Raw genomic sequence first — 17,682 nt, 5'->3', positions numbered from 1 at the left:
TAGCAAATTACGAATCGAGAGTTATATGGGTACAGATGTTTTAACCAAGCAGAACGGCAAATTTAACGTAAGTGATGAGCTTCGTGGGATGTTGGCTTTGCGTGAAGATGGTGAATTGTTTATCGCAAGAGCGTATTTGTTTAATGCGCATGTTCGCGGTTTCCAAGCACGCCTGACTCAGCAAGGATTTAACTTCCGCATTGTTGAAACTGACTTAAATGTCGTTCAGCAAATGTATCGGACTGTTTTCACAAGCGATGAGGCTGCGCATACCGACATGCAAAAGGCATCCATCGAATTGTTCTCACGTGCCGTGAAGCGCAGAGCATCTGATATTCATATCCGTGTTTCCAAGCGTCAAAACACTCGTATTTACTTCCGCGTTCACAATGATCTGGAGTTTATTGAAGAGCACTCCTATGACTATGGCAATAAGTTGTGTTCTACGATTTATCAAGCCATGGCTGACGTATCTGACGCTACATTTGAAGAAAACGCACGTCAGGATGCCAGGATTTCTGAGCGCGAGAAAATTCCAGAAGAGTTGGATGGTATTCGTATCGCAACTACACCTCAAGTTGACGGCTTCCTGTTTGTATTGCGTTTGCTCTACAACGATTCAGCAGAGGATTTGGATTTGAGAAAACTTGGTTTCTCAAACGCTCACATCGATGCCATTGAATACATGAAACGCAGACCAACTGGGGTGATTATCATCGCCGGTCCTACAGGTTCTGGTAAGTCTACAACCCTACAACGTGTGCTCGGCTCAATCATTTCCGAAACGAAAGGTAAGAAGCACATTATTACCGTTGAAGATCCTCCTGAATATCCAATTCCAGGTGCTGTTCAGACTCCGGTCACCAATGCAGAGACAGAAGAGGAACGCTCTAAGGAATACCAAAAAGCGATTAAAGCAGCGATGCGTCTTGACCCGGACATCATCATGTTGTCAGAGGTGCGTGACTTGCCAACATCCAAGCTGACTATTCAGGCAGCCATGACAGGACACCAAGTGTGGACTACCGTTCACTCAAACACTGGCCTAGGTACTTTCGACCGTTTCCGTGACCTGGGTGTTGAATTGGATCTGATGACAGACCCTACGGTTGTGGCAGGGGTTATTTGCCAGCGTTTGGTTAAAACATTGTGCCCACACTGCAAGAAAAAGTTGATCGACCAAAAAGATCGCTACGAGAAAAAGCATCTTGAGCGTCTGATGGAAGTGAAACTTTCCTTGGAAAACGTTTATGTTCAGGGTGATGGCTGCGATAAGTGCGCTAATACTGGTGTACAGGGGCGTACGGTTGTCGCTGAGACTATCGTGACTGACAACACTTTGATGAAGCATATTCGTAATACAGACCGGATGGGCGCCATCAATTATGTCTATAAAGACAACGGTAACAAGACAATGCTTCAGCACGCGATTGAAAAGATCGATGCAGGTCTTGTTGATCCATTCCTCGCAGAAGATGTCGTTGGCCCATTAAATGCAGGCAACATCGAAAGCGATCACCGCATTACTTCACAAGAATTGGCGGCTGCTTAATGGAAGAGCTAGAGCTAAAAATTAATACCTGGCTTTTCCGTATTGATAAGTCAGGTCGCCGCAGACTTTGGATGAAGTTATCCAAGCTGTTGAGCAACGGTGTTGCCATTATTGAAGCCTTGAATTCGATTCATCAGCGTCAAGTGCAGTCTGGTCGTGGCAAGTCTCCTTTGAGCATGGCCTTGGCCAGCTGGATGCTGCAATTAAAGAACGGTAAACGTTTTTCAGAAGCTATTGAAGGCTGGGTAGAAAAAGATGAGCAGATGATTCTGGCTGCAGGTGAGCAATCAGGCGATTTGTTTGAATCGATGACTTCCGCAAGCGAAGTAATGGCTGCGAAAAAACGCATTCAGAAAGCAGTGTTTTCCGGCATCGCATATCCAGTAGTGACTCTTGGTATGGGCTTTGCAGTCTTGTATCTGTTTAGTTTCCAGATCATTCCAAACTTCTCTCGCGTTGTCAGTCCTGACAAGTGGCAAGGGACTGCAAGATATTTAGTAGATTTCGCGAATTTTTCTCGCGATTGGGTCTTGATTATCGCGATTGCCATTGTAGGGTTAATTACAGCTTTCTTAATTTCATTACCTCGCTGGACTGGTGGACTGCGTATCAAATTAGACAAGTTTCCTCCATACAGCATCTATCGGATGCTGCAAGGGAGTACCTGGTTAATTAGTTTCGCAACATTGGTAGCAGCGGGCGTAAGGGTTGAAAACGCACTGGACAAGCTTTCGTACGGTGCACACCCATGGTTGAAGGTACGAATTAACGCGTGCCTTCGTGGAATGAAATCAGGCATGAACCCTGGTGAGGCTTTGAGTAAATCTGGATATGGTTTCCCTGACGAAGAAATCATTGACGATTTGACGGTTTACGCAAGGCTTTCAGGTTTCGATCAAGCCCTTGAAATTCTAGGCCGTGAGTGGATTGCTGAATCAGTAGAAAGCATTGATTCAATGATGAAGGTGGTATTTGGAGTAAGCATCTTCATCGTGGGTCTTTTTATCGCGTTCATGGTTGGTGGGCTCATTGATATGGAGCTTCAAATGTCAACGATCATGCAAAGTGCTTACAGATAGTTTTAATTTTTTTTAGGAGAAAACATGAAGTTTAATTTAAACAAGAAACAAGCTGGCGTAACACTGCTGGAATTGATTATCTCGCTGACCATTATGGCGGTGATTATCGTCGGTGCTCTGAAGCTGAATAACTCAGCTTCGTCCACCAACAACTCTACGCAGTTATCAACTGACATTGCATCCATCCGGGCTGCGGTGAAAAACATGTGGAACGGCCAAGGTTCTTACGGTACATCGGGAACTAACCTGAACACTATTCTGGTAACTGCGAAGCGTATTCCAACCAGCATTACCGCCGACACTTCGGCTACACCTAACGTGTTGACACACCAACTGAATGGTACTGTGGTTGTTGCCTCAACTGGCACAAGCTTCACAGTGACATTAACCAACATTCCAGTTGATGTCTGCATCCCATTAATGACAACAGCACAAGGTTGGACATCAGTTCAAGCAGGTTCTGCAGCTGCGCGTACAGCATTGCCAATCCCAACAGCAACCGCTGCAGCTGATTGCGCAACCGGCACAACGATGGTGTACACGAACTAATGTAATCGGGTAGGGGCTTCGGCCCCGATCTTGAAATCACATCTAAAAAGAGAAATATATGATTAAAAATATCAAATCAAAGTATCAAGCTGGCGTAACCCTGCTGGAATTGATCATCTCCCTTACCATCATGGCGGTGATTATCGTCGGTGCTCTGAAGCTCAACAACTCTGCTTCATCCACTAACAACTCAACTCAATTGACCACAGACATTGCATCGATCCGCGCTGCCGTGAAAAACATGTGGAGTGGCCAGCAATCATACGGGACATCTGGAACTAACCTGAACACTATTCTGGTAACTGCTAAACGCATTCCAACCAGTATCACCGTAGATACATCTGCTACACCTAACGTGCTGACTCATCAACTCAATGGCACGATTGTCGTTGCTTCAACTGGCACAAGCTTCAACGTTACCGTCACAAACATCCCTGTAGACGTTTGCATCCCACTGGTAACTGGCGCTCAAGGTTGGACATCTGTTCAGGCTGGCTCTGCGGCCGCCAGAACAACATTCCCAATCCCAACAGCTACGGCTGCTGCTGATTGCGATACTGGCACTACATTGGTTTTCACAAACTAAGACAGGTCGGGGCTTCGGCCCCAATCTTGAGTGATTTGGTTACAGATTATTCAAGATTGTGAAACGACAGAAGTGAGATAAAAAAATGCTACTCAAAGATTATGCCTTGAAAGATATTTACCTCGGAAAAGCTGGTGCTTTGTTCACTGGCGTTCCTGGAACAAATGATCCAATTCCCGCTCCTGCAGTTTACGAAAAGGAATTATCTGAAATTCGCGAATTGTGTATGAATGCTTTCAACAAGGACTCGAAAGATGAATTCTCAATTCGTCATGCTGAAATCGCTTATCGCGTAGCACTTTTGCAGTCCCTTGAGGACACTGTATTTGTTTTGAGAAGAATGCCGAATGTCGCTTTGAACCTCTCTCAAATCGATATTCATCCAAATTACATTGAATTGCTCATGACCAAAGGTCTAACCGGGTTAATCATCGTGGCAGGTGCCTACGGTCAAGGTAAAACCACAACCGCTTCTGCAATCATTAAGTCCAGATTGAATGAACAAGGCGGTGTAGCTATCACCATTGAAGACCCTCCTGAAATGCCGTTGGAAGGCCCACATGGAGAGGGTTTCTGTTATCAGACATGGGTTGATCAAGGTGGATTTGCGAACGCTTGCCGTAAAGCCGCACGATGGGCTCCAAGCATCATATTTTTGGGTGAAGTGCGTGATCAGGAAACTGCTCTGGAGGCGTTAAAAGCTTCTATCAATGGTCGCCTAGTCATTTGTACAACACATGCTGACTCCGTTGCTACGGCTATTGAGCGTATTTACTCTTTGGCAAGTGGTTCAAATTCTGGCTCTGAGGATTACTCAAGTCTATTGGCTAATGGCTTGGCATGCGTTATTCACCAGGAACTGATCGGTGAGCCAAAGGCGCCAAAGCTCAATTTCTTATGGATTAACTCCGAAAGTGATGATTCCGGTATTCGCAACAATATCCGCTTGCGGAAATGGGAGCAAATTGAGAACGCAGTCCAATTTCAAAAAAACAAAATGTTGTTTAACCCTAGTAAGGCAAATTAATGTTTCCGACATTTTTGGTTCTTGCGTTTATCTCGATCGCTACCGTGTATTCAGTAGTAGAAATCCCCAAAAAGGAAAATGAAACATACATGGTGGCCGCGGACGTATCGGCTTTGAATTTCATCGCCTATAGAAGCGCGGTTTCAAATTATCTGAGCGCCAACCCAAGTGCTACAGGAACGATTGCAGATACTGATTTGGCACCTTACTGGGAGCCTGGATATATCAGAAACGCTAACTGGACAAATTGGGTAAACGGTTCACTGGTTTATGTGTACTCAACTACAACTTTAACCAGTGGCACTTTAAACAAAATCTTTGAGAGATCAAACAGCTCTGCACTGATAGGCACAAAAAGCCCTGCTACAGGAAGGTTGATTTCCGCTAATGGTTTGGATACCGGAATTGCATTGCCAGCAGGTATTCCAAACTCGGCCTTAGTCATGATGGGTAAATAAAAAATGGAAGACAACTACTTAATCGACCTGATTCTGAAATTGGCATCAAGCAAGCTCAATTTCTCAGACATTCAAATAGGCACTAATGAGCCAATAATGATTAGAACAGCTAAGGGCTGGATTAACGCTAATCAAATCAAATATGAAATTGAAGGGGAAAAAGTAGCGCTCGTTGATGACCCAATTTCACAAGAAGATATTCTCAATTTCGTATCAAAAATTGATGAAAACTATACTCAAAATCTAACCATACAAGATATTAATCGCCCATTCAATTTCAGTGGCGGTCGTTTGCGAGTGAATGTCTATTTGGCAAAGGGTGGTGATCAAACAAGAATTGCAATTCGCAGAATTCCTAAAACACCGCCACGATTAGTCGAGATTGGGTTACCAGCTGGTATCAACCTTCTTACTGAAGGGCAGGGTGGCATTATTTTGATTTCTGGCGCTACAGGTTCTGGCAAGACAACAACGCTTTCATCCATCCTGAATGAAATCAACATGTCTCGCAATTGCCACATCATCACGATAGAAGATCCTATTGAGTATGAGTTCAAGCCAGATCATGCTTTCTTTTCACAGCGTGAAATTGGAACAGATTGCCAGTCCTTTGCGGACGGCGTGCGCTCTTCCATGCGCCAACGCCCTGATGTGATCGTTATTGGTGAAATTCGTGACCGTGAAACTGCCGAGCAAGCTTTACTTGCGGGTGAGTCCGGACATCTTGTAATTGGAACTTTACATGCTAATAGTGCTGTAGGGACTATCACAAAGATGATGGGTTTCTTTAACGGTATGGAGCGTGAGTCTAAATTGCAATCACTCTCCGGTTGCCTGTTAGGGGTAATCAATCAAGTGTTAATCCCTCGGAAGGATGGAACTTCATACGCGCTGGCTGTTGATCTATTGGCAAATCATAAAAGAGAGTTTTCACAACATTTCGGCAACCCAGAAGCGCTACAAACGGCGTTGGATAGGACTGAAGATGGCGTTTCAATGACCATTGCTAAATCTGCCGTTGCGTTAGTGAAAAAAGGAATTGTTGATAAAACCGACGCTTTGAAAGCTGTACCAACCCATTCAGCCGCATATCAGTTAATTCGAAATGCATAAGGATTTTTTAATGAAAAAGCAAAGAGGTTTAACCTTACTGGAAATTATCGTTTCCCTGGGTATCCTGAGCACAGTGATTATGGGTATCGTGAGGTTGCAGGATAACGTATCTGAAGATACACGTGCATCTGTTAACGCACTACACATCAAAGCGGTAGGGCAAGCTGCTCAAGAATACATTAAAGACAATTACGCGACTCTCACAGGCGTTGCATCAGCAACAAATCCGGCATTGATTCGGGTGAGTGACTTGATTGCCGGTGGCTACCTGAATTCGGGCTTTAACGTCAAGAATGAGAAACAACAGGACACCTGCGTTCTCGTTCTTGAGCCAACAGCTAACAAATTGATGGCGCTTGTTGCGACAGAAGGTGGTTCAACAATCAATGACCTCACTCTAGGTCAGATTGCCGCTACGGTTGGAGGTGAGGGTGGTGGTATCTATTCGACCAACACAGGCCAAATTCGTGGGTCAATGGGCGGCTGGTCCGTCGACTTAACCACTGCACCCTACAGTGCTTTCACAAACACAAATAACCTTGGGCTGAAATGTGATGGTTTAACAACTGGTGCTGTTAGCCTATCTGTTGGCCATTCATTCATGGCCCTTTGGTTTACCTCGGGTGGGAACCTTTCATCAACGCTCTATCGTGATGCTGTGCCTGGTAATCCAGGGCTGAATACGATGAATACCCCGATCCTCATGGGAGCAGGCTCGATTCAAACTAGTGGATCAGCATGTACAACAAATGGCGCATTAGGCCGTGATTCAACAGGTGCTCTCCTATCTTGCGTAAGTAATGTTTGGACCGCTCCTAGTGGTTCATCCCCGTATTGGGGTGACCCAGTTGCGACATTTGCTTCTCTGCCAGTTTGCAACGCCGCAAACACTGGTCAGACCAGAGTAGTTAGAACACCTACTACGGGTTCTGGATCTCGCGCATACACATGCAACGGAGCTGGAGCATGGCAACCACTTTCACTCGCTGACAATGGAAGTATCACTATTCCCGGCACCGCGAGCATCGATAAATTGTCAGGTAATTTGCAGATTACATCGACCGCCACAGAAAACACTGCGTGCTCTCCAAACGGTCGAATTGCAAGCGATGCAAACGGCTTGATACTTTCTTGCCAATCCGGTAGCTGGAAAAAGGCTTCCGGTTCAGGTGGAAGTTTAGTGAACGGTGTCCAGTCCTCATCAACTGTCATGTCATCGTGCGGCTCAGCTAATTGTGTGACGCAGGCAACTTGTACAACAGGTACAAGAATCACCGGTTTTTGCGTAGGAAATTATGGCGCTAGCGGCGTGGTAGGAAGTACAGCTTTTTACTGTCAGAACTCTGGAGCAGCCGGAGCCTCAACAGTTAGTGCCATTGTCACCTGTCGATAGTCTTGCCAATCCGGTGGCTGGCAAAAGGCTTCAGGAACCGTAACAAATAGTGGGGGCTTTTTCTCGTTAGGTAATGGTGGATACACCATCATCACTACAACAAGTGCTGGGATTTGTGGACCTAACCGATGCGTTAATGTAAACAGAGTAACTGGTGGTTGCTCTTGCCCATCTGGAAGAAGTGCAGTTTCAGTTGCAGGTGTTTCTACAACATGTGGCATTACTGCTCAAGTTAGTACAACCAGTACTTATACGTGCGAATAACCTCATTGCCAATCCGGTAGCTGGTTAAAGAGTTCAGCGGGTGCAGTACAAGGTGGGTATTCTATTAACTCTGTTCTCGGTTGTAGGATTCCTAATCGGAATACCGGAAGTTGCAGCTGTGCTACAAATCAGCAGATATACGGATTTGGATATGGGAATGACCCTGCCGGCGGGTATAACTCGTTTTACTTCTGCTATTAATTGCATTGCCAATCCGGTGTATGGAAGCAATCCTACTCGGGTATGGGTGTCGCTCAGCTTAAGGGCCTTGGAAGTTGGCCTGACGCGTTAATTTGCGCAACATCATATGGTGGCCCATTCTTCATAGGTGGCTTCGATGGAAGTTATGTTTATTATTCAGGAACGGGTGGTGATAACGCATTATATTGTGGCTATGGTATATCTACCCGCGGACTAATTCATGCAAGTAATTCAGCTTATTGCCCTAGCTCGATTCCAATAGGACTGGGTGGGGGAATATATAAGAAAGCGTCATGTCCATAGTCTTGCCAATCCGGTAGCTGGCAAAAAGCATCAAGAGGTTCATCGGCATGGGTTAATTTTGATGGTACTTATTGTCCTGGAGGATGGTGCACAATTAGATCAAGCTTTAATGTTTCTGGTGTAGTCAGGAATTCCCCTGGAAACTACACGATTTTTTATTTGAATTTATTACCTGATTATTATGCAATATCATGGAATGTCGGCAGTGGTGGTTCTGGCGGTGCATTCGCGACTGAGATTTCTAGTCAAACAAGCGCGTATGCAACAGTACATTCAAGAGGTGTTAATGATCCTACACCTGGTTATTTCGATGCTTTTTGGGCAAATTTTGTAGCATTCAGATGACATGCTTGCCAATCCGGTAGCTGGCAAAAAGCAACGCGAGGTGCGTCCGCGTGGGTAAACTTTAATGGTACGTCTTGCCCGTCAGGATGGTGTGCTATTAGGTCAAGCTATAACGTTTCATCAATATGGAGAAGTTCTGCTGGCGTTTACACAGTGTATTTTCAGAATCCTTTACCTGACTCAAACTATGTTACTAATTACTCATACACAAACGGTACAAGCAATGGATATGGTTACATCGGGAATATTTATGCGGAGTCAGCAACTGGCTTAAATGTATCTGTTTATAACGCCAATATTGGTGGCTTCGCTGATAGAGCGGGCATTTCACTGATTGTCTACCGCTAGAACGATCTTGCCAATCCGGTAGTTGGAAAATAGCCGGTGATGGTGCAGGTTTTAATAAAGGCCTGCCTGGATCAACATGTAAGGCACAAACCTATTGCCAAAGAGCTTCAGGCGATATGATTTGTCTTGGAGGTGGTGCGGGTAGTGGCAATGGAAGTGCGAGTTTCGTATTCATCTCAAACGCGAATTGGAATGGATCTCGCTATGTTGGAAACGGTTATTTCCCAACGAATACGGGTATGAGTTATTTAGGTTCCGGTTATTACTGCATATCTGCAGGTATTTGGCTATCTTAATAGTCTTGCCAATCCGGTGTTTGGCTTAGAAACTTTAATTGCACAGACTGGAGCTATAAAGACTTAAATGCTCTAACAGATGGTCCTGGTACAAGATCTTGCTTCAATGGTGGAGCAATGATTAATGCACCAAATGGTGATGGTAACTGGTATTTTGTTGAAAACTATACTCACCTTGGAGGTAGCCATTGGCAAACTCAAATTGCTTATGGAATGACAAATCCAGGGAAAAATTACTCTCGGACTAAAGTCAATGGAACATGGGCCGGTTGGACTTTACTTGGTGCAACAAGCCAATCTTATCAAAATGTATCTTCAGCCCGTTGTAATAACTGTACTTATTCTAATAATACCGGCCAAACAATTACGGTTATTGTTAGATACTTTTATTCAAGTACTCAGGGGGATATAAATGTATATGTTGATAACCAACAGATAACATTTGAGGACGGAGCCGCAAGTAACAGTTTCCAAGGGTCAGTAACATTTCCCGTTCCAAATAATTCAAGCTATCGTGTTTTAGCTGGGAACGGAATCATTTCGTGGTGGGAACTAAGATAGTGCAATAACATTGGCAATATTGCCAATCCGGTGTTTGGAAAACAGCATTTGGTGGATACGGCGGGCCAACGGTTGTTAGCTTTTATTCTAGTGGCACGTGGACTGTGCCTTCCCATATTTCAAAAGCCAAAATTACAATATTTGGCGCTGGCGGCGGCGGTGCTGGTTGTCGTTATTATCCCAATTACGGAGGCAACGGAGGCCAAGGTGGAAACGCTACAGTTTACTTAAGCGGTATTTCCGGAACATATACGATTAATATCGGTGTAGGTGGGGCGCCAGGATATAGCGCCAATTCCGTTGGCCAACCCGGAGGGACTTCATCCTTCTCAAATCTAATATATGCATATGGTGGGGCTGGGGGTAATCGGCAATCGAATCCTAGGCCTGCAGATGGGGCTACTGGAGGGATTACGGTTAACTCTGGGCAATATATAGGCTCAGCACAGTTATATTCACCGAATAGCGGTGTGGGTGGCGTCGGTGCTGCATGTTTAACGGATGGTAATCCGAGAGGGGGTGTTACTGGGCAAGATGGCTCTGTAATCATTGAGTATTAAAAGAAAAAAACCGCCAAACTAATGGCGGTTTTTTCCGTAATTAATTGTATACACCGCTGACGTTAGAGCCAGACTGCCAGCCGATTGAACCAGAGAAACCTGAGTTAGTAAGGAATATATTACTTACGGCCCCCACACCAAGTCCCATGTATTTTTGATATTGAAGCCCCGACGCAGAGTATCCAACAAATGTATAAACACCATTTGGATTGGAGCATCCATACCCATTGCAGGCGTACATATTGTAACAACTTGAACTATTTCCACCGACAGAAACATTAATTGATTGAGAATCCGAAGCTACTGAAATATTGATGAATGTGTTCCCAGTAGATGCGCCTCCAGAGTTTCTACAAGGGGCAATTCCACTTAACGTTTGATCAGCAACCATGTTCCCAGCATTAGATGCAGACCATATTGAACTTGCTTTTCCGGCCGATTTTTTCCAAACACCGGATTGGCAAGTTAGTTAAACCAGAAAATACCTCCAGTACAAGGATATCCGGCGTAATTATTGTAGTAGGGTGAAACCCAAGTAAGCATAGAAGTTGTCCATGCTGCCCCGTTAGCACCATTAGAGCATGCCCCGAGCCCTGATGTTCTATTGCAATACACACCTGGTTGGCAAAATGTTCCAACGGCCCCACTGTTTATATTTGACTGTGCCTTTCGCCAGAAACCGGATTGGCAAGACTATTTGCAATATGCGACTGCTATTGCATTGCTAGCAGCCTGGCAATCAACAAAGTTTGATCCGGTAAAAGAGACTCCTGAGAAACAATAATAGGTTGCTAAAGACTTACCACTACTGCATACAGCTCTGGCTGTACAGAAGCTGCTAGAGCAAGAGTTTATCGATATATCTGAGTATTCAATACCATTCCTTGTATTTGAAGTCGTTCCAGTAGCTTTCTTCCAGCTACCGGATTGGCAAGAATATCACTTCAAAAAAATCTCACACCTCCAACTATTCAATATTTTTTGCTGTTTAAAACACTTTCCAATACAGACAAAATTCAACTATTTAAACCGTAAATATCCAGCAAAAATGCCGTTTTGAAGGGTATGTAATTGATACTTTCGTGAAAAAAAAGTATCAAAGAGTAAAACTAGCCATAGGATCAATCATAACCACTTGTTTTTCATCAACTATTTCTAAGTATTGATCTGGTGGCGGTATCAATTTCGATTCCTTAATCCTGCTAAAAATCAAACGAAGTAGGGTGTCTTCAGCACTCCGTATGACATTTTCAAGTTGGTCAGATTCAACGTAAACATCGTCAAAGTCCAATAAGGTCAGCCTGAATCCGCTTTCGAGATTATCTAGCTTTGCCGGGTATGGAATCATATGATTCATAATCGCTAAATCTCATGAATTTAATCAGTAATTTTTATATTTCTTAATCAGTCGATTGTAATAGATTGCCCAACTCAATCTACATTGAGTGTGATTAAGAGTGAACGAAGCCTCCAATAAGTATATTCAATGTGGGGTCATCTCAGAAAACGGAAAATAAAGCACGCTAAGGCATAGCCGGGCTTGCGCCACCTTGTAGCGACGCAATCAACGGGCAAGAAACATTTCCCTGCCGCAGGTGGCAAGCGCAAACAAGTTCGGACAGCACCGACTCCATACGTGCCAAGTCGGCAATCTTCTCGCGCACGTCCTTGAGCTTGTGTTCCGCCAGGCTGCTGGCTTCCTCACAGTGGGTGCCGTCGTCTAGCCGCAGCAGCTCTGCGATCTCGTCCAGGCTGAAGCCCAGCCGCTGGGCCGATTTCACGAACCGAACCCGCGTTACATCCGCCTCGCCATAGCGGCGAATGCTGCCATAGGGCTTGTCCGGCTCGGGCAGCAATCCCTTACGTTGATAGAACCGGATGGTCTCTACATTGACCCCTGCGGCCTTGGCAAAAGCGCCAATGGTTAGATTCTCCAAAATAGTTTGCATATCGCTTGACTCCGTACATGACTACGGTAGTAATGTTACGCTATCTATTACGAATTCAAAAGGATAAACGCATGTCGGAACCACAAAACGGGCTCGGCGCGCTATTCGCTGGCGGACTTGCCGCCATCCTCGCCTCTACCTGTTGCCTTGGGCCGCTAGTCCTGGTCGCTTTGGGATTCAGCGGTGCCTGGATCGGCAATCTGACGGTGCTGGAACCGTACCGCCCGCTCTTCATCGGCGCAGCACTGGCGGCGCTGTTCTTCGCTTGGCGGCGTATCTATCGCCCGGCGCAAGCCTGCAAGCCGGGCGAGGTCTGCGCGATTCCACAGGTGCGCACCACCTACAAGCTAATTTTCTGGATCGTGGCTGCGCTGGTATTGGTCGCGCTCGGCTTTCCCTATGTCATGCCATTTTTCTATTAATCAGGAGTTCACCATGAAAAAATTATTTGTCTTCCTCGCCCTTGCCGCCGTCATTGCCCCTGTGTGGGCTGCCACCCAAACCGTCAAGTTGGCGGTGCCGGGCATGACTTGCGCCTCATGCCCAATCACTGTCAAGAAAGCGCTCTCCAAAGTCGAGGGCGTGAGCAAGACCGACGTGAACTTCGACAAGCGTGAGGCCGTCGTCACCTTCGACGATGCCAAGACCAGCGTCCAGAAACTGACCAAGGCGACCGAAGATGCGGGCTATCCGTCCAGCGTCAAGCAGTGAGCCATTGAACCAGAACCGGGAGCGACATCATGGGTTTGATTACACGCATCGCAGATAAAACCGGAGCACTCGGCAGTATTGTTTCCGCGATGGGCTGCGCGGCCTGCTTTCCGGCCATCGCCAGTTTCGGTGCGGCCATCGGGCTGGGCTTTCTAAGCCAATACGAGGGCCTGTTCATCAGCCGACTGCTGCCGCTGTTTGCCGTGCTCGCTTTCATCGCGAACGCGCTTGGCTGGCTGAGCCATCGCCAGTGGCACCGCAGTCTGCTTGGCATGGTCGGGCCGGTCATCGTGCTCGTCGCTACGTTCACCATGGCGGAGAAACTGCTCTATGTCGGTCTGGCCGCCATGTTAGCCGTGTCGATTTTGGATTTCGTTTCGCCGGCACATCGCCGTTGCGGGCCAGACGGCTGCGAACTGCCACCTAAACGCGGCTGACGGCAACGACCGTCGCCAACAACAGAAAAGGAAAATCGAATGACCACCCTAAAGATCACCGGCATGACCTGTGACTCGTGTGCTACACACGTCAAGGAAGCCCTGGAGAAAGTGCCTGGCGTGCAGTCTGCCATTGTGTCCTACGCCAAGGGTGCAGCGCAGCTTGCCCTTGACCCCGGCACCTCGCCAGAGGCGCTGACTACCGCCGTGGCCGGACTCGGTTACAAGGCAACGCTCGCTGATACCCCGCCGACGGACAACCGCACCGGGCTGCTCGACAAGGTGCGCGGCTGGATGGGAGCCGCCAACAAGGGCAGCGACGGCGAGCACCCGTTGCAGATCGCCGTGATCGGCAGCGGCGGCGCGGCGATGGCGGCGGCGCTGAAGGCCGTCGAGCAAGGCGCAAAGGTCACGTTGATCGAGCGCGGCACCATCGGCGGCACCTGCGTCAATGTCGGCTGCGTACCGTCCAAGATCATGATCCGCGCTGCCCATATTGCCCATCTGCGCCGAGAAAGCCCATTCGACGGCGGCATCGCGGCGACTGAACCGGCGATTGACCGCAGCAAACTGCTGGGCCAGCAGCAGGCGCGCGTCGATGAGCTGCGCCATGCCAAATACGAAGGCATCTTGGACGGCAACCAGGCCATCACCGTGCTGCACGGTGAAGCCCGTTTCAGGGACGCACAGAGCCTTGCCGTCCGTTTGAACGATGGCGGCGAGAGCGTGGTGGCGTTCGACCGCTGCCTGGTCGCCACGGGTGCCAGCCCGGCCGTGCCGCCGATTCCGGGCTTGAAAGAGTCGCCCTACTGGACTTCGACCGAGGCTCTGGTCAGCGACACCATTCCCGAACGCCTAGCCGTGATCGGATCTTCTGTAGTGGCGCTGGAACTGGCGCAAGCCTTCGCCCGGCTGGGCAGCCAGGTCACGATCCTGGCGCGCAGCACGTTGTTCTTCCGCGAAGACCCTGCCATCGGCGAGGCCATTACGACCGCCTTCCGCGCCGAAGGGATCAAGGTACTGGAACACACACAAGCCAGCCAGATTACGCACACGGATGGCGAATTCGTGCTGACCACGGCGCACGGCGAAATACGCGCCGACAAGCTGCTGGTCGCTACCGGCCGCGCACCGAACACGGCCAGTCTAACGCTGGAAGCGGCGGGGGTCGCTGCCAACGCGCAGGGGGCCATCGTCATCGATAAAGGCATGCACACCAGTAACCCGAACATCTACGCCGCCGGCGACTGTACCGACCAGCCGCAATTCGTCTACGTGGCGGCGGCGGCTGGTACCCGTGCGGCCATCAACATGACGGGTGGTGATGCAGCCCTTGATCTGACCACCATGCCAGCGGTCGTGTTCACCGATCCGCAGATCGCCACCGTAGGCTACAGCGAGGCGGAAGCGCACCACGATGGCATCGAGACTGATAGCCGCCTGCTCACGCTCGACAACGTGCCACGCGCGCTCGCTAACTTCGACACGCGCGGCTTCATCAAGCTGGTCATCGAGGAAGGTAGCGGACGGCTCATCGGCGTGCAGGCAGTCGCCCCGGAAGCGGGCGAACTGATCCAGACAGCCGTTCTCGCCATCCGCAACCGCATGACCGTGCATGAACTGGCTGACCAGTTGTTCCCCTACCTGACGATGGTCGAGGGGCTGAAGCTTGCAGCGCAGACCTTCTCAAAAGATGTGACGCAGCTTTCGTGCTGTGCAGGATGAAAGGAGAAGGCTATGAAACCCACCCGCTACATCACCGAGATTGTCGAAAGTCTCGCGCCGGCCAATCGGCCCGAAGGTTTTGGGGATCTGTTTGTCGCGCTGCTGCGTGAACTGGTCAAGGGGCGTCCGGTTTCGCGAACGACGCTTGCCGTGAGTCTCGACTGGCCCGCTGAGCGAGTGGCCGCCGTGCTCGAACAGGCCACCAGTACTGAATACGACAACGATGGGAACATCATCGGGTATGGCCTCACCTTGCGCGAGACTTCGCATGTCGTCGAAATTGACAGCCGCCGTCTGTATGCCTGGTGCGCGTTGGACACCTTGATGTTTCCGGCGCTAATCGGCCGTACGGCCCGCGTCTCGTCGCATTGCGCTGCAACCGGAGCACCCGTTGCGCTCACGGTCACGCCCGACGAGATACGGGATGTCGAACCGGCCCACGCCGCAGTGTCACTGGTACTTCCGCAGGCAGCGGCCGACATCCGTCAGTCCTTTTGTTGTCATGTGCATTTCTTTGCATCTGCCCTCACGGCGGAAGATTGGGCCTCCGAGCATCAAGGAGTAGAGATCGTAAGCGTCCAAGAGGCTTTCGGCTTGGGCCGGAAGCTTAATCGACATCTGTTGCAAACCATTCCATCGAGAACACCGTGATCGGATATCGACCCAATGTCCCACGGCGCCGGCATCGGACTCGCGGCGCGGATTGAACTCGGCGAAACGGTACGTGCATTGCCGCGAACCAACCAAAAGGAGGTGTGCGATGAATGCCTACACGGTGTCCCGTCTGGCCCATGATGCCGGCGTGAGCGTGCATGTCGTGCGCGACTATATGCTGCGTGGGTTGTTGCGGCTGGTGGAACGCGCCGCAGGCGGCTACGGCTTGTTCGATGCGGATGCTTTGTAGCGGCTGTGCTTCGTGTGGGCTGCCTTTGAAGCGGGTATCAGCCTCGACATGCTGACACGGCTGTGTCGGGCACTGGATGCCGCAGACAGCGATAAAGCGGTGGCGCATCTTGCTGATCTGCGCCTGAAATTTCCAGTCGTACGTATGTGAGTACATTAGAGCGTGGCTTATACTCGCCTACAGTCGAAAAAGTGGATGCAATAGCAAAAGTAATTGGTATACATCCCCTCACGTTATTAACGTTATCCTACCTGATTGCAAGTAATGACACAGATCCGACTAAGGTTTTAAATCAAATACAAATTGAATTGAATCAATTTCTTTCCTGAGTTCTTTTTCCGCCCCAATTACTCCGCAAAGTTTTTCGTGCATGCAACCATGCCTCAGCACGCAATAACATCGGCCAAATCAATACAGGGTTTGTTTTAATCAAATGATTGGTTTTTTGATAAGGTTCGAGTTGTGTGTTGGTGAAGCCTTCTGGACTATGTAGTAACAAAAGTAAGCTATCAATGATTTCGTCATCATTTACTACCATATTCTGCTGAGCAAGTAAGTTCGCTACGTGCGGCCTTCTATCCAGTAACCATTTAAAAATGTTGTGCGATGGGATTAAAGTTGGTGAGCTGAAACCGCTTTCATGAAACTCCCATATTTCTCTACTTAACGTCGACTTTATGAACTCATCGAAAAAGGGTTTCTGACGCTTACTCTCTTTGTAATTTGCTGAGGGTGAGTTTTCTGACAATTCATTTTTAGCACTTAATACAACAGGAGAATGTTTATCGCCGGCAGTATGCGATGAACATATCAATCTTCCAGGCACAGGTTGCCTCCAGCAGTATTTACAGGTATTGAATACATCGAATTTTCGATTATTTGAATAACGAACCTCATCACTTATTCTTATGTTCAAGTGCTCACATAGTAGTAAAAAATTACCGACCTCTACTGTTTCTTGACTAAGGAACTCTCTAGGAGGGTTCGTGGTGTATCTACAAATCAAATCAATACTTACACCAATATCTGCAAGCAAACCGGTTGGTTGTCCTCCACGAAAAATAATCTCCGGATAGGCCCAATGCAGCTCATCCCAAGTGACTTGTTTTAACTTACCCAAAATGTCTTTATCTGCTTCAGGCATCAGTGGCTGCAGATACTTTTTGATGAGCCCTAAAGCTAGGCTAGGTGTCACGGAATGGTCTTGTATATCCATTTTGATTGCTTTTAAAGCACAAGCAACAGTTGTACCTAACGTATTTTCAATTTGTTCGTCAGCAATATATAGCGGCATGGGGGCAAGTGTCCAAATTGGCCTGCA

Annotated in this window: 21 protein-coding genes and 1 pseudogene; 18 read left to right on the top strand and 4 right to left on the bottom strand. The window is 48.1% G+C overall.

Annotated features, from left to right (window positions below):
• Positions 1–25 precede the first annotated feature (25 nt).
• The 11 genes from INP79_RS07675 to INP79_RS15645 all read left to right on the top strand — a co-directional run bounded on the left by INP79_RS07675 (position 26) and on the right by INP79_RS15645 (position 10,635).
• Positions 26–1,552 (top strand): GspE/PulE family protein, encoded by a 1,527-nt coding sequence (locus INP79_RS07675; RefSeq protein WP_194753590.1) that lies wholly within the window; start codon positions 26–28, stop codon positions 1,550–1,552.
• A complete protein-coding gene (locus tag INP79_RS07670) occupies positions 1,552–2,631 on the top strand; it encodes a type II secretion system F family protein (RefSeq protein WP_194753589.1) in 1,080 nt (359 codons plus the stop codon). Before INP79_RS07675 ends, INP79_RS07670 begins: the two co-directional genes overlap by 1 nt.
• A gap of 24 nt (positions 2,632–2,655) precedes the next feature.
• A complete protein-coding gene (locus tag INP79_RS07665; protein WP_194753588.1) occupies positions 2,656–3,180 on the top strand; it encodes a type 4 pilus major pilin in 525 nt (174 codons plus the stop codon).
• A 58-nt stretch (positions 3,181–3,238) separates the two neighbouring features.
• Complete coding sequence (locus tag INP79_RS07660) at positions 3,239–3,766, top strand: type 4 pilus major pilin (protein WP_194753587.1); 528 nt, start codon at positions 3,239–3,241, stop codon at positions 3,764–3,766.
• Between the two features lie 85 nt (positions 3,767–3,851).
• Positions 3,852–4,793, top strand: coding sequence for an ATPase, T2SS/T4P/T4SS family (locus tag INP79_RS07655; protein ID WP_194753586.1), 942 nt, complete (start codon positions 3,852–3,854; stop codon positions 4,791–4,793).
• Positions 4,793–5,251, top strand: coding sequence for a type IV pilus biogenesis protein PilM (gene pilM / locus INP79_RS07650; protein WP_194753585.1), 459 nt, complete (start codon positions 4,793–4,795; stop codon positions 5,249–5,251). Before INP79_RS07655 ends, pilM begins: the two co-directional genes overlap by 1 nt.
• 3 nt (positions 5,252–5,254) lie before the next feature.
• A complete protein-coding gene (locus INP79_RS07645; protein ID WP_194753584.1) occupies positions 5,255–6,364 on the top strand; it encodes a type IV pilus twitching motility protein PilT in 1,110 nt (369 codons plus the stop codon).
• Positions 6,365–6,374: 10 nt separating this feature from the next.
• Complete coding sequence (gene pilV / locus INP79_RS07640) at positions 6,375–7,757, top strand: shufflon system plasmid conjugative transfer pilus tip adhesin PilV (protein ID WP_194753583.1); 1,383 nt, start codon at positions 6,375–6,377, stop codon at positions 7,755–7,757.
• 154 nt (positions 7,758–7,911) lie between these two features.
• A complete protein-coding gene (locus tag INP79_RS07635; RefSeq protein WP_194753582.1) occupies positions 7,912–8,049 on the top strand; it encodes a hypothetical protein in 138 nt (45 codons plus the stop codon).
• A 1,582-nt stretch (positions 8,050–9,631) separates the two neighbouring features.
• The gene (locus tag INP79_RS07630) at positions 9,632–10,075 is read left to right on the top strand and encodes a hypothetical protein (protein WP_194753581.1); all 444 of its coding nucleotides are present in this window, start codon (positions 9,632–9,634) and stop codon (positions 10,073–10,075) included.
• Positions 10,076–10,179: 104 nt separating this feature from the next.
• Positions 10,180–10,635, top strand: coding sequence for a glycine-rich domain-containing protein (locus INP79_RS15645; protein WP_370583239.1), 456 nt, complete (start codon positions 10,180–10,182; stop codon positions 10,633–10,635).
• 40 nt (positions 10,636–10,675) lie between these two features.
• Here the strand turns inward: INP79_RS15645 and INP79_RS07625 are convergent, their stop codons facing one another.
• From INP79_RS07625 to merR, 3 genes are all read right to left on the bottom strand, one after another.
• Complete coding sequence (locus tag INP79_RS07625; RefSeq protein WP_194753580.1) at positions 10,676–11,026, bottom strand: hypothetical protein; 351 nt, start codon at positions 11,024–11,026, stop codon at positions 10,676–10,678.
• Positions 11,027–11,731: 705 nt separating this feature from the next.
• The gene (locus INP79_RS07620) at positions 11,732–11,992 is read right to left on the bottom strand and encodes a hypothetical protein (protein ID WP_194753579.1); all 261 of its coding nucleotides are present in this window, start codon (positions 11,990–11,992) and stop codon (positions 11,732–11,734) included.
• A gap of 166 nt (positions 11,993–12,158) precedes the next feature.
• A complete protein-coding gene (merR, locus tag INP79_RS07615; protein WP_194753578.1) occupies positions 12,159–12,584 on the bottom strand; it encodes an Hg(II)-responsive transcriptional regulator in 426 nt (141 codons plus the stop codon).
• 71 nt (positions 12,585–12,655) lie between these two features.
• On the opposite strand from merR, the gene merT reads away from it, so the two are divergent.
• From merT to INP79_RS15640, 7 genes and pseudogenes are all read left to right on the top strand, one after another.
• A complete protein-coding gene (gene merT, locus INP79_RS07610; RefSeq protein WP_194753577.1) occupies positions 12,656–13,006 on the top strand; it encodes a mercuric ion transporter MerT in 351 nt (116 codons plus the stop codon).
• Between the two features lie 13 nt (positions 13,007–13,019).
• Positions 13,020–13,295 carry a mercury resistance system periplasmic binding protein MerP gene (gene merP / locus INP79_RS07605; RefSeq protein WP_194753576.1) on the top strand — a complete coding sequence of 92 codons (276 nt, stop codon included), beginning with the start codon at positions 13,020–13,022 and terminating at the stop codon, positions 13,293–13,295.
• A gap of 29 nt (positions 13,296–13,324) precedes the next feature.
• Positions 13,325–13,732 (top strand): organomercurial transporter MerC, encoded by a 408-nt coding sequence (gene merC, locus INP79_RS07600; protein ID WP_194753575.1) that lies wholly within the window; start codon positions 13,325–13,327, stop codon positions 13,730–13,732.
• A 39-nt stretch (positions 13,733–13,771) separates the two neighbouring features.
• A complete protein-coding gene (merA, locus tag INP79_RS07595; protein ID WP_194753574.1) occupies positions 13,772–15,457 on the top strand; it encodes a mercury(II) reductase in 1,686 nt (561 codons plus the stop codon).
• A gap of 12 nt (positions 15,458–15,469) precedes the next feature.
• The gene (gene merB, locus INP79_RS07590) at positions 15,470–16,108 is read left to right on the top strand and encodes an organomercurial lyase MerB (protein WP_194753573.1); all 639 of its coding nucleotides are present in this window, start codon (positions 15,470–15,472) and stop codon (positions 16,106–16,108) included.
• Positions 16,109–16,217: 109 nt separating this feature from the next.
• Positions 16,218–16,484: pseudogene (gene merD, locus INP79_RS07585) on the top strand (mercuric resistance transcriptional repressor MerD); the annotation flags it as partial.
• A gap of 23 nt (positions 16,485–16,507) precedes the next feature.
• A complete protein-coding gene (locus INP79_RS15640; RefSeq protein ID WP_370583238.1) occupies positions 16,508–16,690 on the top strand; it encodes an XRE family transcriptional regulator in 183 nt (60 codons plus the stop codon).
• On the opposite strand, the gene INP79_RS07575 is transcribed toward INP79_RS15640, so the two are convergent.
• Positions 16,675–17,655 (bottom strand): hypothetical protein, encoded by a 981-nt coding sequence (locus tag INP79_RS07575; RefSeq protein ID WP_194753572.1) that lies wholly within the window; start codon positions 17,653–17,655, stop codon positions 16,675–16,677. The genes INP79_RS15640 and INP79_RS07575 overlap by 16 nt on opposite strands.
• Positions 17,656–17,682 lie beyond the last annotated feature (27 nt).

The organism is Methylophilus sp. QUAN (genome assembly GCF_015354445.1).
Taxonomy (GTDB): Bacteria; Pseudomonadota; Gammaproteobacteria; order Burkholderiales; family Methylophilaceae; genus Methylophilus.
The sequence above is the reverse complement of the archived record's forward strand: the minus strand, read 5'-3'. Positions and strand labels throughout refer to the sequence as shown.